At 65.1% G+C, this 14,272-nt stretch carries 16 protein-coding genes and 1 pseudogene; 2 read left to right on the top strand and 15 right to left on the bottom strand.

The features are described 5' to 3' along the window. Positions 1 to 12: 12 nt before the first annotated feature. Positions 13 to 537 (bottom strand): lipoprotein LpqH, encoded by a 525-nt coding sequence (locus ABZW96_RS04345; RefSeq protein ID WP_355071261.1) that lies wholly within the window; start codon positions 535 to 537, stop codon positions 13 to 15. Between the two features lie 332 nt (positions 538 to 869). On the opposite strand from ABZW96_RS04345, the gene ABZW96_RS04340 reads away from it, so the two are divergent. Beyond that, complete coding sequence (locus ABZW96_RS04340) at positions 870 to 1,919, top strand: fused (3R)-hydroxyacyl-ACP dehydratase subunits HadA/HadB (protein WP_355071259.1); 1,050 nt, start codon at positions 870 to 872, stop codon at positions 1,917 to 1,919. A 174-nt stretch (positions 1,920 to 2,093) separates the two neighbouring features. On the opposite strand, the gene ABZW96_RS04335 is transcribed toward ABZW96_RS04340, so the two are convergent. Genes ABZW96_RS04335 through ABZW96_RS04325 form a run of 3 tightly spaced genes read right to left on the bottom strand, consistent with a single transcriptional unit; the run spans position 2,094 to position 3,362 of the window. Further along, on the bottom strand, positions 2,094 to 2,300 hold the full coding sequence (locus ABZW96_RS04335) for a DUF397 domain-containing protein (RefSeq protein ID WP_355071257.1): 207 nt from the start codon (positions 2,298 to 2,300) through the stop codon (positions 2,094 to 2,096). Beyond that, positions 2,300 to 2,482 carry a Scr1 family TA system antitoxin-like transcriptional regulator gene (locus ABZW96_RS04330; RefSeq protein ID WP_355071255.1) on the bottom strand — a complete coding sequence of 61 codons (183 nt, stop codon included), beginning with the start codon at positions 2,480 to 2,482 and terminating at the stop codon, positions 2,300 to 2,302. The genes ABZW96_RS04335 and ABZW96_RS04330 overlap by 1 nt, the downstream gene beginning before the upstream one ends. Beyond that, positions 2,415 to 3,362 carry a helix-turn-helix transcriptional regulator gene (locus tag ABZW96_RS04325; protein WP_355071253.1) on the bottom strand — a complete coding sequence of 316 codons (948 nt, stop codon included), beginning with the start codon at positions 3,360 to 3,362 and terminating at the stop codon, positions 2,415 to 2,417. The genes ABZW96_RS04330 and ABZW96_RS04325 overlap by 68 nt, the downstream gene beginning before the upstream one ends. Before the next feature lie 398 nt (positions 3,363 to 3,760). Between ABZW96_RS04325 and ABZW96_RS04320 the strand changes: the two genes are divergently transcribed. Further along, positions 3,761 to 4,420 carry a GAP family protein gene (locus ABZW96_RS04320; protein WP_355071252.1) on the top strand — a complete coding sequence of 220 codons (660 nt, stop codon included), beginning with the start codon at positions 3,761 to 3,763 and terminating at the stop codon, positions 4,418 to 4,420. A gap of 18 nt (positions 4,421 to 4,438) precedes the next feature. On the opposite strand, the gene ABZW96_RS04315 is transcribed toward ABZW96_RS04320, so the two are convergent. The 11 genes and pseudogenes from ABZW96_RS04315 to ABZW96_RS04265 all read right to left on the bottom strand — a co-directional run bounded on the left by ABZW96_RS04315 (position 4,439) and on the right by ABZW96_RS04265 (position 14,168). After that, complete coding sequence (locus tag ABZW96_RS04315) at positions 4,439 to 4,681, bottom strand: hypothetical protein (RefSeq protein ID WP_355071250.1); 243 nt, start codon at positions 4,679 to 4,681, stop codon at positions 4,439 to 4,441. Positions 4,682 to 4,913: 232 nt separating this feature from the next. Beyond that, positions 4,914 to 5,659, bottom strand: a pseudogene (locus ABZW96_RS04310) (transposase). Between the two features lie 293 nt (positions 5,660 to 5,952). Further along, positions 5,953 to 6,624 (bottom strand): hypothetical protein, encoded by a 672-nt coding sequence (locus tag ABZW96_RS04305; RefSeq protein ID WP_355071248.1) that lies wholly within the window; start codon positions 6,622 to 6,624, stop codon positions 5,953 to 5,955. Positions 6,625 to 6,939: 315 nt separating this feature from the next. Beyond that, complete coding sequence (locus tag ABZW96_RS04300) at positions 6,940 to 7,929, bottom strand: IS110 family transposase (protein ID WP_355071246.1); 990 nt, start codon at positions 7,927 to 7,929, stop codon at positions 6,940 to 6,942. Between the two features lie 446 nt (positions 7,930 to 8,375). Further along, entirely contained in the window at positions 8,376 to 9,179 is an 804-nt protein-coding gene (locus tag ABZW96_RS04295) for a MerR family transcriptional regulator (RefSeq protein ID WP_355071244.1), read from the bottom strand. Further along, a complete protein-coding gene (locus tag ABZW96_RS04290; protein ID WP_355071242.1) occupies positions 9,172 to 9,615 on the bottom strand; it encodes a VOC family protein in 444 nt (147 codons plus the stop codon). Before ABZW96_RS04290 ends, ABZW96_RS04295 begins: the two co-directional genes overlap by 8 nt. 335 nt (positions 9,616 to 9,950) lie before the next feature. Then, positions 9,951 to 10,349 (bottom strand): PPOX class F420-dependent oxidoreductase, encoded by a 399-nt coding sequence (locus tag ABZW96_RS04285; protein WP_355071240.1) that lies wholly within the window; start codon positions 10,347 to 10,349, stop codon positions 9,951 to 9,953. A gap of 105 nt (positions 10,350 to 10,454) precedes the next feature. Then, positions 10,455 to 10,931: a DUF1772 domain-containing protein gene (locus ABZW96_RS04280; RefSeq protein ID WP_355071238.1), complete on the bottom strand. Its 477-nt coding sequence runs from the start codon at positions 10,929 to 10,931 to the stop codon at positions 10,455 to 10,457. A gap of 655 nt (positions 10,932 to 11,586) precedes the next feature. Beyond that, complete coding sequence (locus ABZW96_RS04275; RefSeq protein ID WP_355071236.1) at positions 11,587 to 12,159, bottom strand: TetR/AcrR family transcriptional regulator; 573 nt, start codon at positions 12,157 to 12,159, stop codon at positions 11,587 to 11,589. Between the two features lie 536 nt (positions 12,160 to 12,695). Next, complete coding sequence (locus ABZW96_RS04270; RefSeq protein ID WP_355071234.1) at positions 12,696 to 13,277, bottom strand: hypothetical protein; 582 nt, start codon at positions 13,275 to 13,277, stop codon at positions 12,696 to 12,698. Between the two features lie 285 nt (positions 13,278 to 13,562). Further along, positions 13,563 to 14,168 carry a hypothetical protein gene (locus tag ABZW96_RS04265; RefSeq protein WP_355071232.1) on the bottom strand — a complete coding sequence of 202 codons (606 nt, stop codon included), beginning with the start codon at positions 14,166 to 14,168 and terminating at the stop codon, positions 13,563 to 13,565. Positions 14,169 to 14,272 lie beyond the last annotated feature (104 nt).

Here is a 14,272-nt window from a genome sequence, read left to right as displayed (position 1 = left end):
GGCATGCGGCGATCAGGCGCCGACGATGGACGAGCAGGCGAAGGTGATGTCGAACTTCGACGTCTTCGGCCCGGCCAGTGGGTTGGTCAGGTCGGGGGCGCCCACGCCCTCGCCGGTGACCTTGAAGGTGTTGCCGTCCTTGACGACCTTGGCGGAGCCGCCCGGCATGCCGTTGCCGAAGCCGACCGCGTAGGGCAGGCCGTTGTCGCCGCCCTTGCTGCCCGCGATCGCGACCGCCTGCACGGTGTTCGCGTCGGTGATGGTCGCGCTCACCGAGAGGTTGCCGTAGGCGGAGTTCGCGACGTCGGTCAGCGCGAGCGCCAGGGTGCCGCCCTGCTTGGCGCAGGTGGTGTCGAACTTCGCGTCGAAGGCCTTGCCGTCGACCGAAGCGACCGACTTGCCCGCCGGGGCCGCAGGCTGCGCCGAGGAGGGCGCGGCGGGCGAGCTGCCCTTGCTGTCACCGCATCCGGTGAGCACGCCGACTGCGGCGGCAGCGGCGATGGCGGCGGCGGCGATGCGGAGCGAAGTGGTGTTCATGGTCTGTGTCCTTGTCGTTCGAGGGGCGGCGCCCCTGGTTCGGTTCCTCCGGCCTCCTGTCGGGCCGTTGAGAAAAAGGTAGGAACGATTCGCGCCCTACCGATCCCAGGTTTTCGGCGTTTACGCAGGTAGAGGACGTGCGACTACCCGCTGCCGATCACGAAGCGACGTGGAGTCACGCACGAAACACTTCGGAGTACCGACGGTCGGCATCCTCGACTTGTCCTGTCGGACCTAGCCGTGCGTCGTGAAAGAGTGGTGTCCATTCGATGCAGTCGGGTTCTGCGATTACCCGATTGGGCGGCTGGTAGGAATCTGAAGCGAGGAGCGGCTTGGTGGAAGCGACATTCGATGTGGCCGGGCAGGTGGGGCATCACTATCGCGTCGATGACTATTACGAGGTGGGTCGGGAGAAGATCCGCGAGTACGCGCGAGCCGTGCAGGACTTCCATCCCGCGCACTGGAGCGAGGACGCTGCCGACGAGCTCGGGTACGCGGGCCTGGTCGCGCCGACCACATTCATCTCGATCGCCGCGATGCTCGCCAACCGCAAGCTTTTCGAGAGTGTCATCACCGGCTACGACGTGTTCGTGCAAACCGATCAGGTCTTCGAGATGCACCACCCGGTGGTGGCCGGTGACCGGCTGGCCAGCGATGTCGAGCTCGCTTCGGTTCGCCGCATAGCGGGCAAGGATCTGCTCACCGTCAAGAACACCTTCACCGACCAGACAAGCCGAGTTGTGCAGGTCATGCACACGACCGTCGTCGGCATTACCGGCGAGGACGTCGACGCGGGCATCAGCGGCGCGATCGAGCGCGTGGTCATGCACGGTATCGAGGTGCCCTCGCGAAACGCCACCGCAGGCCAGGCAGCGGCGGCGGACAGGCAGTCGGTGACACATCCGGCTTCGGAGCCCCGCCCACATCAGTCCACGACCGTCCGGACGCGAGTTCCGCGCACCGGCATCCGCTTCGAGGACATCTCGGTCGGTGACGAGCTTCCCGCACGGATCGCGCGGCTGACGCGGGGCGATTTGGTGAACTACGCCGGCGTCGCTGGAGACGCCAACCCGATCCACTGGCACGACGACATCGCGGCGCTCGCGGGCCTTCCGGACGTGATCGCGCACGGCATGCTCACGATGGGTTTGGGAGCAGGCTTCGTCACCGAGTGGCTGGGTGACCCGGGCGCGATGACCAGGTACGCGGTCCGGCTCTCGAACTACACGATCGTGGAAGCCGCCTCCCCCGGAAGTGTCGAGTTCACCGGGCGCGTGAAGTCGGTCGACCCCGACACCAGGACCGCCGTCATCGTCATCGTCGCCAAATCCGCAGGGCGCAAGATCTTCGGCCTCGCCACTGCGGATGTCCGCCTCGCATAGTCGCGCAAGTTTCGACCGCTTGGCCATACACGGCTGAACCGGCCGCATGCCCTTCCAGATTGCCAGCCACCTGATAGCGGGAAACACCGCCACATAGCGCCGTGAATCTCAACGAAAACGGCCCGGTCCCTGTCCGTTCCAGGACAGCGGACCGGGCCGCAGTTGTTGCTACTGCTACGGCCGATCGAACTCGCTGTCGTTCACGCCAGCGGTGAACGCGTCCCACTCGCCCGGTGCGAACACCAGTGCGGGGCCGGTCGGATTCTTCGAGTCGCGGACGCCGACGTGACCACCGTCAAGAAACGCCACCTCGACGCATTCCTTGCCTCCCGAGCTGCGGCTGCTCTTGAACCAACGCGCCCCGGACAAATCAACGGTCACTACGAAAACTCCCTTGCTACCCGCCGGAGCATATCCCGGCTAGTCACGGCGTCCAACGCAGCACGTTGGATCGTTGCAGACGCTTCACGGTAACTGTTCACGTCTTCTTCACGCTCAAGGTACAAGTCTCCAGTGAAGTTCTCGACGTAGATCACGGTCGGTTTCGGTAACGCCCTCCACATCTGGCGCAAAGTCGAGGATCACGAACGGGCCGATAGGTACGCCGATCGGAATGCCAGCGGTGTACGGCAAGATCCGGATGCTCACGTTGGGTCGAGTACTCATGTCCGCCAGGTGACGCAGCAGCGCGGCCATGGTCGCCGGATCGCCAACAATCGTGTGCAGCACCGATTCGTGTAGCACCACGTCGATGCGAGTCGGCTTTGTCTTCCGGGTAAGGATGGACTGCCGCTCCATTCGGAGTCGGATCCGTCGCTCCTGCTCGTCTTCCGAATCATGCGGGAAGTAGATCCGGTCCAGCGCCCGAGCGTAGCCGACCGTCTGTAACAAGCCTGGAACCAGGTCCGGACGGTAGATCGTCATCTCATGGGCAGACGACTCCATGTCGACATACATCACGAAGCCATCGGGGATGAGATCACCAAAAGCGTGCCACCAGTTCTTCACATCCGCTTGCTGCGCGAGTCCGACCATGACGGCGGTTCGGTCTTCGCTGAAGCCCAGAATCTCGCATAGCTGCTGGACATCGGCCTTCCGCAGTTTGCCTTCTTCGCCGCGCTCGATGCGGCCGAGCTTGCTGATGCTCCACTCCATGAGCCCGGCGACATCCGCCAGCTTGAGGCCCTGGCCGTTGCGTTGCTCGCGGAGGTACCGGCCCAATGCCCGACGGGGTAGAGCTTTTCGGGCCGTGCTTCCTACCGTGATGCCGTCGCGGACAGCGTGACGGAGCCTGACGGTTTCGTCATCGAACCGATCACGATCGGCGAACCCCAGTGCGCGCACTGGGATCGGCGCGTTCGTCGAGACTCCCACCCAGCTGGCGAGAGCTCCGTCCACGAAATCGCGTTCCGCGGGGGTCAGCTTCGACATATCGAACTCCAACAGTATCTCCTGCAGTTTTGGTCGCTGCCTACCGGTTGCCGCCAGGTTTTCCGGAAGGAGTCCCTCCGGTGCTGCCGGGGAGCCTGTCAGGAGCCTTACGGACCTGCACCAGCCGATAAGCCCGCTGCGCCCCTTCGATCTCTAGCTTTGCCCATCGTTGACAACTTCTACGTTATTTCCCACTGGGCGGCCCAACCCTGGAACTGCCGGACCGCTGCGTGGTGGGGGCACCGGCACCGAGCTTCTGGCGGTCGAAATAGGCGGGTCATCTGTCCTCCTCCCTCCGGGGTGATATCGCCACGGCGGAGCCTCGCCCAGGGGCACAGGGTGGTTACGAAGGCCGCCGACAAAGGTCCGCATCCCCTGAACGGCGCGGTGACTGCTCTAGGGTTCGGAAGATGGGCGCTGTCCTGGGCGATCTGTTGCCTCTCGCGGTAGGGGTCGCGATCTCACCGATTCCGATCATCGCGGCGATCTTGATGATCCTGTCGGCCCACGCGGGCGGAGCCGGTCGCGGGTTCGCGCTCGGCTGGGTCGTGGGCATCCTCGCGGCGACAACGCTTGTGGCGCTGCTGTCCGGGTCGCTGGGTGGTTCGGCTGATCGGCAACCCTCGACGGCGGGCGCATGGGTAAAGATCGTGCTCGGGATACTGCTCCTCGCGCTGGCCGTGGCACAGTGGCGGTCGCGCACCGATACCGAGGTACCGGGGTGGATGCGCGTGGTCGACCGACTCACCGTCGCCAGGGCCACCGGGCTGGGGATCTTGTTGTCGGCCGTGAACCCGAAGAATCTGCTGCTGTGCCTGTCGGCAGGCGTGATCATCGGCTCCAGCAACACCAGCGTCGGCGGCCAGATCGTCGCCGTCGCCGTCTTCACTCTGCTCGCCGCCTCCAGCGTGCTAGCCGTGATTCTCGGCTACATCCTCGCCGCCGACCGGCTACGCAACCCGCTCGAACGCCTGCGCAATCGGCTCCAGGCCAACAGCCACCTGGTGTTGGCCATCGTGCTGCTCATCATGGGCACCGTCGTCTTCGGCAAAGGTCTGCGCGGCCTCTGACAACCTCGTGTTTCGCGATCAGGTGCCGGTGTTTGCCCAGGTCAGGCGAATGGTGTGAATTTGTTCAGGGGTGGGGTCGCCAGGTAGGTCGGCACAATATTGGGCAGCGATCAGCGTGCGGCGCAGCTTGGCGAGCATGTCGGGATAGCTGGGATGGTGTTTGGTGGTGTACCAGCGCGCCCGGCCGCGGTGCTCGGCGACGACGCCCGGTGAATGCCCGGCGAGGTGATACCAGAGGATCACCAGGGTCTGGGTGAGCATCCCGAAAGGGACGGTGCGCTCCACCGCGAGCCGGGTGCGGTTGCGGGCCTCGTCGGCGCCGGTGACATGCTTCGCGTCGAAGAATGCGACCTCCCACGGACCACCTCATCGAGTACCGCTCGATGAGTTCGGCTGCCGCGGTGGTGGTGTCGGTGGTCAGCAGCGCCAGACCGGATCGGCGAGGTTCGCGCACGACCAGCACCCGCACCGGCTGGGATCGGAACGCGCCGTATCACAGGCAGCGGCGTTCGTGCACGGTCACGGTGGCGGTGCGACCGTAGCGGGTCACCGTGACCTGCTGTCCGGGTGTGGTGGCGGCGAGATCGGCCGGGGTGCCGATACTTTCGCCGCGGGTGCGGGGCCGGCCCCGTCGCCCGCGCATATTCGGCGGGTTGTCCAGGTCGGGATGCACCTCGTAGAGGGCGGCATTGCGGGGCAGCGGCCCGGTCAAGGTCACGTTGACAGGCAGCTGCCGCAGAGTGCTGCACACGTAGGCGCCGTCGGCGACGACGTGGATGCGCCGGTCGGAGCGGGCGGCGGCGACCAGCCGGACCAGGTCGCGGGCGAGGACGGTTTCGTCGGCCCGCCGGGGCGCCACAACCGGAACAGCACCGGCAACGCGATCAGACGCTCCGCGAACGGCAGCGCCACCACCACAGCCGCAACGACGAAAGTCGTGCCTTTGGACAGTTTGGCCTGGCCTTTGGCGACCTGGCGGGAGCCGTCGTAGGCCCACACCGCACCGTGCACCTTCTTGCCGCTGCGCCGGAACAGCATGTCATCGACCGCGATCAACAGCGGCGCACCGGCCGGGGTGAGCCAGCCGACCACCAGCCCCAGCATCACCACACCGACCCGGTCCAGGCTCCAGCGGGCAGAAGCGAAGAACCGATGCGCGCGACTGTGATGCCACGTCCCGCCGAGCCGGGCGGCGGTGAGCATGCCGCACACCGTCCGCCGCGTGGGCGCGGCGATCACCCCGACCGTCAGGGCGACGAACGTGGTGAAGGTGGGGGTGGTGAAACACGGCCGGAACGCATCCAGCAAGGGCCGCAACGACTTCGGTACCGCAGGAATCGACACAAACCGCCGATCAACACCCCACACACCCGCCGCCGATTCCCCGACACGCCGACAAGGTCACCGGCTGTCACACGTCAGCTGCCATTCCGGTCGCTCAGACCTACCTGACTATCCTGAACCATAGTGCTCGGTAATGCCGAGCACGGTTACACCGCAGCCGTGGAAGTGAACGTTCAGCGTGTAATTGGTTATTGCATCATCTGGATGTGTGGGTGCTCATGTGACACCGGGCAGATTCGGATGATCTGGTCGTTGACGTCGGAGACGCAGATCTGGGTCGGCGTGTTCGGCCCGCCTTGGTAAGCGCCCCATGAGATGTTGGCGGCTTGGTCCTCATACGGAATCCAGTGGTGGATGTCGGATCGCCACTCGCGGCTGGCGATCGTCAGTAGCGGCTCGGTCGGGGTGCCGCAGGTGGGGCAAGGATTCGGATAGGGATCTTGCATGCCCCATCTGATAAAGCCGCCGATCTTCCATCCGGGTGCGATACACAAGAAGTTGTAAGGGTGATCGTCGTCTTCGAGACCGCCGAACTCGACTCCGGGAATCTGGGCCATGGTCCACTGGTCCACTCGTTGCCGAAGCTCCCCCTCGAGCTCCCCTGAGTGCGGGTATTCGATCACTTGTTCCGGATCGATCATGCACGAATCGGGCACCAGGTCTTCCTCGTACTCCGCGGCTTCCGGAGGATCCATCAGAACGTCGGTGATCGCCGCTGCCAACCGCCAGAACAGTGCGGTCTTGGGCATACCATCGTCGTCGTGCTCGAAGGGGCACCACAACACTTGCAGCAGGTCCGTCCCCTCGGGCGGAGACAAACCGGGCACGTCACGGACATACAACTGCGCGACCGGCACCATCGCAATCGAACCGTCGGAATCCGGTTCCAAATCGTGGTCCTCAGCGTGGCAGTACGGCCATGGCTCGCTCGCCGGCCACAACAGTGGCCCCCCGATCGAACTGTCGTGCGCCGATGGTGTTCCCGGACGGGGGTGCAACCGAGTCGCGGTGCGGGCCAGTGGCGCCAGCTCAGGAAAGACGGCCACGAGATCGACCGGACGTGGCGGCGTAGTGCGAGTCATACAACAACCTCTGGAGGAACGCGGAAACGTTCGATTTCGATGATGGATGGGACCGGCGCGGTCTCGTCCCGAGGCTAGGGGTCCGGGCCTCGATCAACTTCCCATCATTGGGTATCCGCCAGTGCATGGCCTCGGGGGCATGACATCTCGACATGAACTGACATTGCTGTCGTAATAGCCCCTGCCTGCCGTCGGGTGACGCAGTTGGACCACGGCCATGGTGTGCAGGACGTGGTTGATCTTGCGGTTGCCGGCTCGGGAGAGCCGGTGTCGCTGCTGCTGGCCGGAGGAGGCATCCAAGGGTGCGGTGCCGTTCCAGGAAGCGAACCGGTCCCGGGACACGAAACGGTGGACGTTGTCGGTGTCGGCGAGAAGCCGTGCCGCACCGCAGGGTCCGATGCCGTTCAGATCCATCAGAGTCGACCCGCGGGCGAGAACCAGTTGCTTGAGTTCTTTGTCCGCAGCTTTTGCTTTCCGGTCGACGACCTCGAGATCGTCGATCAGCTCGTTCACCAGCCGTAAACGAACCCGGGCCGCGGCATCGCCGGGTTCAACGGTCTCGTCCAGGGCGCGGGCCTGCATGGCCGACAGAAACCTCTTGGCACCTCCGGGCACCAGTTCCAGCAGCAGCCGGTGAATACGGTTCAACAGTTCGGTGCGGGCACGGCCGAGCTCGTCACGACGATCGACCAGCAGACCCAACGCGACCAGCTCCGGATCCGCCTCTACCCGGCGCAGATTCGGCGACCGCAACGCCGCCAACGCGACCGAATGCGCGTCGACCGGGTCGGTTTTACGGCCGTTGCCGGTGGCGAACACCCGCACCTGCGCCGACAGTTTCGCGGGCACGTCGATGACGGTTTCCCCGTCGGCCACGAGCCGGTGCGCCACATGCCGTCCGACACCGTTGCAACCCTCGATCGCCCATACCCGTTGCGGGAATCGTTGTGCGGCGACGAGCATTTCACTGTATCCGGCGGTGTCGGTGCCGTAACGCCCGGTCGCGAGGATCTTCGCGTCGGAGTCGATGATTTCGATGGTGGCCGAGCGTTTGTGCGGGTCAATGCCGATGATGACCGACATCGGTATCCTTCCAGATCGACGGATCGGTATCCGTGCAGGAAGGCACCGCTACTTCGTGCCAGGGCAGACCCCTTTCCAGCCACGCCCGCACGGTAACCCGATGGGACGCAAGCCATTAGCGAGCCACACCGACGACGCTGGTGGGCAGCCGCTTAGAGAGCCTCCCACCGGGTACCTGGGACTGATCCTGGCCGGGATCGAGCCCTACCACCAGTCTTGAGTAGCCGCTTACAGATCGGGTTCTCCTGGTCGTGGCGGGGTGGTCAGCGCTGGAGTGCGGGACTGTAAAGACTCTTTACACGCTGTCCGGCGGGGTTGGCCGCGCGCCCGTAGTTGGTAGCCGAGAACATCGCCGTACGCGTCGAACACCCGTTCGCCCAAAACTGCGAAAGTGAAGTGACAACCCGTGCGATCGTTCATCCGTTTCAGATGACTCCGCCCCCGCTCTACTCCCAGTTCGCGGTGTCCGGGTCGATGTCGTGGGCGCGCGCGCTAGCGTCGATGATTCGACGGAACCACGTGGCAAGGCCTGCGCGGATGCCGTCGTAGTGGGCGGCGAATCCCGGGTCAGCCTCGTACCTGCGGCCGAGACAGACCTGCATCTGCCTGGTGAGGGGAAAGTACGAAGCGAACACTTCGCGGTGCCGCTCGACGAGTTGATTCGCTTCCGGACTCCCAGGCGTGACACCGGCGTCCATCGCATCCCCGAGGGCGCGCTCGATATCGGCCATGGCGTCGGCGATGGCCTGCCATTCTTCCGGACCGCGAGAGGCTGAGCGTTCGGCGTACTGCTGCCATTGCGTCGTGTCTCCGTAGCGCTGACGGGCTTGGGCGGGCCAGTCCGGCTGCCACTGGGGGCCGAAGATCGCGGCCTGCTGCTCCACGGTCAGCAGCAGGCCGCGCTCGTGGGCGTCGATCATCCGATCCAGTCCGGCGCCGAGTTGCTGGAGCCGGTCGATCCGTTCGGCGATCTGGGTGCGCTGCGCGCGCAATGCGCCGGGCACGTCTGCGGCCGAATCGTCCAAGATGGCCCGGATCCTGTCCAGGCCGAGACCGAGCTCACGGTAGACGACGATTCGGTGCAGGCGTTCCAGATCACCTGCGGTGTAGAGCCGATATCCGGCAACCGTCCGCAGCGACGGGCGCGCCAGACCGATCTCATCCCAGTGGTGTAGCGCGCGGACCGTCACGCCCAGACGCGTCGAGACCTGACCGACAGTCAGGCCATCGGCGTCAGTGGCATCAGGCATGCTCAACATTGTCGCCGCGACCGACACCCGGTGGGGTGATCCCGACGGCCTCGAGATTCCGCGCCTCCTGACTGGCCGGATCGAAGGGCTTCGCCGCAGTGAAAACGATCCGCGCGTTCTCGGGGGTGATCACCTCCACGTCACGGGTGTTCCACGGGGTATCCCGTGGACCGTCGACCGAGTTCGGGCGCAACGCACGACAGTTCTCAACAAGGGAATCGACCTGGCTGAGCACGCACGCGAAACTGAAGCTCACCGCCGGCGCCTGCTCCGGAACGCTCCCCGCCGGGACGAGGAGGACGTCCTGAAAGGCCCACCGGCGCAGATGCACAACTCTGCCGGGAATGCTGAACAGCTCGAAGAACCCGAGCCCACGAATCCAGAAATCCACCGACGCCGCCAAATCGCTCGTGGGGATAGTCACGAACGCGGGCATTCCATAAATGCCACGAAACGGCTCCGGCGGGACCGCGTCCGGGCCGGGAGCGGGCACGGGACTGATCTCGAACGCGTTGTAGTAATCACTCATGCACCCCACCCTCCATCCTCCCGCTGCGTGAGGGTCAAGCCGTCAGGCGGCGCCGCCACCGCGATTGCCTCGGACACACTCGGTTGGTGCGCCGCCGACGGCAAGGGCGCGCCCGACCAGTGGGGAACGAGGCTCTACGGCCCGGATATGGCGTGTTCACGCGATCGTCGCAACACTCCCGATTCGGGAGGTTGCGACGATCGCCCCACTCGCACACCCGCTATGCCGATCGGCACTCCTGACTACTCGGCGCGGCGACTGGTGAAGTCGAAGGGTCCGCCGTCGATGCCCCAGGAGATGACCTGTTCGGGGTGAATTCGGATGATCGCGCGTTCCTGGGGGTGGAACGGTGGCTCCTCGTCATCGAGCGCCTCGGCGGTGCCGCGTACCTCGATGCCGCGAATCACGTATGGCTCCAATGAAACCTGTTGGTCGATGACGAACGAGACCCGGCTGCCTGCCTCGACATTGCGGTACTTTCGACTGGCGCGCATCCGCATGCCCCCGATGTCGATCGTGCCGTCGGCGTTCACCCGATAGCTGGTCGGGTTGTTCTGCACGACGCCGTCGGGCGACACCGTGGCCAGCCGGCCGATCCCGGCCTCGGCGAGGAATTGCTGTTCGTTGATGGTGAAGGTCATGTCGGTTACTCCTTGGTGGATTCGATATCAGATGTGCGCCCGGCGATCAGCTGTGAGTTGTCGGGCGCGGGAAGCGCAAGCTGTTGCCTGCCGCGTGCTCTGAGGTCAGAACAGGATCAGCGCGGCGCACAGTCCGGCAATGGCGACGAACTGCAGGGTGACCCGGTATTTCAGAATGCTGTCCCACTTGTCCTGCAGGGCACGGGCATTGGCCGGGATGATGCCGCTTCGCGCGGCGGCGGTCTGCTGGGAATTGATCGGCTTGGCGATGCGGACGTAGAAGGCCAGCCAGGTGAGCAGTGCCGCCACCGTGATCCCCGCCGCGACAGCGGCGCCGATCTGCCCGGCCCACAACGCGATCAGCAGCGTGAGTACCGCGCTGACCACACCGACCACGCCGACGACCGGCATGCGCCTGTCGCCGTAGTAGTGACCCCAGCCCGCACTCATGGTCACGGTCGCGTCGTCGAGCTTGCGGTAGACCGATCGGGTGATCATGGCCACGGAGACATCGGTGCCATAGACGATGGCATTCGAGACAACGGCGGCGGCGGCGATGATCTGGCCGGTGACGATGAGCATTCTCGGCTCCCTTTCCAAATTCTAGCGTCGTTAGGAACTGGAGCAACGGTAACATTTGCTCGCTATCTTGTCTAGCTTTGCTAGATTTTCGATCGCTACCGCAGGGTCCCGCTCGGATCAGCAAGCCGCACATGCGTGTTCCGACCGAGCGGACACCGTCGCCCAGCAAGCCGGTCACCTGACGCTGACAGGTCTTCGGTCCGCCGGATCCGCCGGTAGGACTGGGGCTCATTACCGTCCCGGCCCTCGTCGACCGAGTCGCGGGCAGCCCGACCGCTTCGGGTTCGGCGATCGACGGCACCCGACATCCCCCACCTCGACGCGGACGAGCCGACCTGCTGCCCGGTGACGCCGCCGCAGCTCGAGCGGCGGCATCACGGCCGCACACCGAGGCCACCCGTACAGACGCACCCCTCTGCCGCGTACCGCGCGATTCGATGGGGCGAAAAATGGCCGTTTCCGGCCTGACCTGGATTCGGCGCACCGGAAACAGGAAACCGCGGCTCGCCGAAACCGCGAATCGGTCACAAACCGCGTACGGAACTACGCGACGAAATCAGGGATGTAAGAGTCTCTGGGAGACAAGAGTTCTGGGAACGCCCGAGCCAGGGCAGAAATGACGACCCCAGATCGGTGCGCTCACCACGGCAGAGGTCTACCGGGTCCACTGGTCGATCAACACCGCCACACGGGCGTCCCGCTGAGCCGGTCGCAGACGTCCGCCGCGGTCCAGGGTCGCCAGGCCGTGCAGGGCGCTCCAACCGACCTCGGTGAAAGTCTCCGGATCGTGCTCGCCCGCGAACGGTGAGAAAGCGGCGAACATGACGGCGAACGCGTCCCGCAGCGGCTGCGAGGCATTCTCGCCGAACGCGAGGTTCACCTTCATCAGGAACATCGCGTCGTAGAGCGCGGGCCGCGCGGTCGCGAACTCGAGGTAGGACCGCGCCACCGCCGCCAACGCCGCGCGCGGCTCACCGCCCGCGGACTCCAACGCCGCGCGGCTCCACGCGGCCATCTCCGCGATACCCTCCTCGGCGACCGCCGTGACGATCTCATCCTTGCCCGCGAAATGCGAATACAGCACAGGCTGGCTGTATTCGATCCGTTCCGCCAACCTGCGCACAGTCACCGCGTCCCAGCCCTGCGACTCGGCCAACTCCCGAGCGGTGTCGATGATCAGCCGGTGCCGCTCGGCGCGTTCGCGTTCTCGTCGCGTCTGGATCCCCATAGCCCGACTATAGCATCGCTTGACAATCTAGTGCCACTAGATTTGGTGGCAACGGCACAAGGGCGTCACCTGGATTCTCAATACCTCATGCTGCCACGGCGAGTGTGAGGCGGTGGTTCTCGTGGCTGTCCGCGTTCGTCGAGGTGATTGGCGGATAGCCTGCCCCACGCAGGTTGCTACGAGCCCTTCCGTCGTGCACCGCTGGTTGATCGCCTTCCCGGTTGGCCACCAGCAGCGCCTTGTCAAGTTCCGGACGGAGGCGAGCTTGCCGGAAACCTTGTCGAGGAAGATCTGCTCGCACCCGGCCGCGGTGAGCGCGGCGTGCTGGGCCCCGGATGCTGATCGCGGGTGGATACCCGCCCGTAGCCGATTCTCATGCACGGAATGTATTGGTAACCCCCGACAGGTTGACGTTGCCGCGTACACGGGATACTTTACACATTCAGCATGCGGAAACATGTTGCGGGGCAGCGTGTCTCGTGAACAATCATTCACGAGACACCTCGGCCGCGCGGCTCTCCAAGAAGAAACTACGGCTAAGCTGGCCGGACTTCGCTTGCCTTGCGGTACTTTCCGTGTCCGCCTTCGCCGATGGACCATGTCACCGGCATGCCCGGGGTAATGAGTTGTTCGTCGCCTTTGTACTCCCACAGGCAGAACCACACGTCGCCGGAGTGGCTGGCAATGAGCCCGTCGGAATGGCGGGGCAGCCACCACCGGACCACACCGTCGAGGTCCGGATCGGGATCCTTCGCTGCCTCGACCTGCCCGAACGGTGTCGAGCCGCCCTGTCCGCACCATCCGTCAAGGGTGGGCAGCAACGGCTGGTCCCCACCCGCAGGGTCGGCGGGCCAGATCTTCCCGCTGCGGGACAGGACGTCGTCGTGGATATGCCAGGCGAGCTCGCATGCCACACCGCTGGGCGTGAACTCGCCGGGGCTGGTGCCGACGAAGACGTTCAGTGCCGGGACGCTGAATTCGATCCACCAGGCCGGTGCAAAAGACATCCGGCGCCGATGCTCGGGGATCGTTTCGTCGATGTGTACCTCGAAGCCGAGAGCCGACTCGATGTCGGCCGCCAGCAGGTCGGCGCCGGCTCTCGAAATCTCCTGATCCACGCCCTTATCTTCCCGCATCTCGGGGGCTGTTCGCCGTGTTGGTCATCGCGGCGGCTCTTGTCGGCCCGCCGCAGCGGCCCAACCGGGTACCACGATGCCGAGTTCCCCGACGCCGACGACATCGACTACCTCCGCGGTCCCTACATCGCCGGTGACCGGGCTGAGCCAGCCGGATAGCCTGGCCGCACGCAGGTTGCTATGAGCCCTTCCGTCGTGCACCGCTGGAGGGCTCGTACAGTACGGCCGGGTCCGCGGGCGACCGGCCGTGTCGAGTCGGCCGCTATCTCACCTGCCCTGGTTAGCGACGAACGCCTGTACCGCGTCGAGAAACTCCGGGCCGCCCATGGCGTATCCGCCGATGGTTCCACCGATCAGCGCACCGATGGGGATGCTGACTCCCCAGACCAGGATCACGCACGCCCCGAGGAGACCGCCCACGATGGCACCGGCGACGACGCCGGGCAGGTTCTTGTTGATCTGCTCCTTGAGCCGGTCGTAGGAGCTGATGTCCTTCAGCTGCGCGGTATCTTCTGCGGTCGGTGTCGAGGTCAGGGTGCGGCCGTCCGCGCCGATGTGCTGCGCGATCGCGATCGAATGCCCGTCGACGTCGTACTGTTGCGGCACTTCGGTCACTGCCGCTCCGTCGCCGGACTCGAGCACCACCGCACCGTTCTGTGCGATCTCGAACCTGCCGTTCTCGACGGTAGTGGTAACGACGCCGTCGACTGGCGAAACAGTGATCTCGTAGGGGATTCCGTGATCCACACCGGAAGTCGTGTACCCCGCAGTCGGCTGCTCCGTTATGGCCGGTTCCGCATGGGCGGTCGCCGCGGTGATACCCACGGCCGAGACGGCCAGGAAAACGGCAGCGGTGATCTTCTCGAACTTCATTCTTCGAATCCCTCCACTCAGCTGCCCCCGATGGGCGGACCGAGTCAGACCTTAGGCCCCGGATTCAATGGTGTGTGGTAAGCCACACCCAGTTCGAAGTCACA

It is taken from the genome of Nocardia sp. NPDC004168, from assembly GCF_040610355.1.
GTDB lineage: Bacteria > Actinomycetota > Actinomycetes > Mycobacteriales > Mycobacteriaceae > Nocardia > Nocardia sichangensis.
This window is presented reverse-complemented; position numbering and strand designations above follow the sequence as displayed.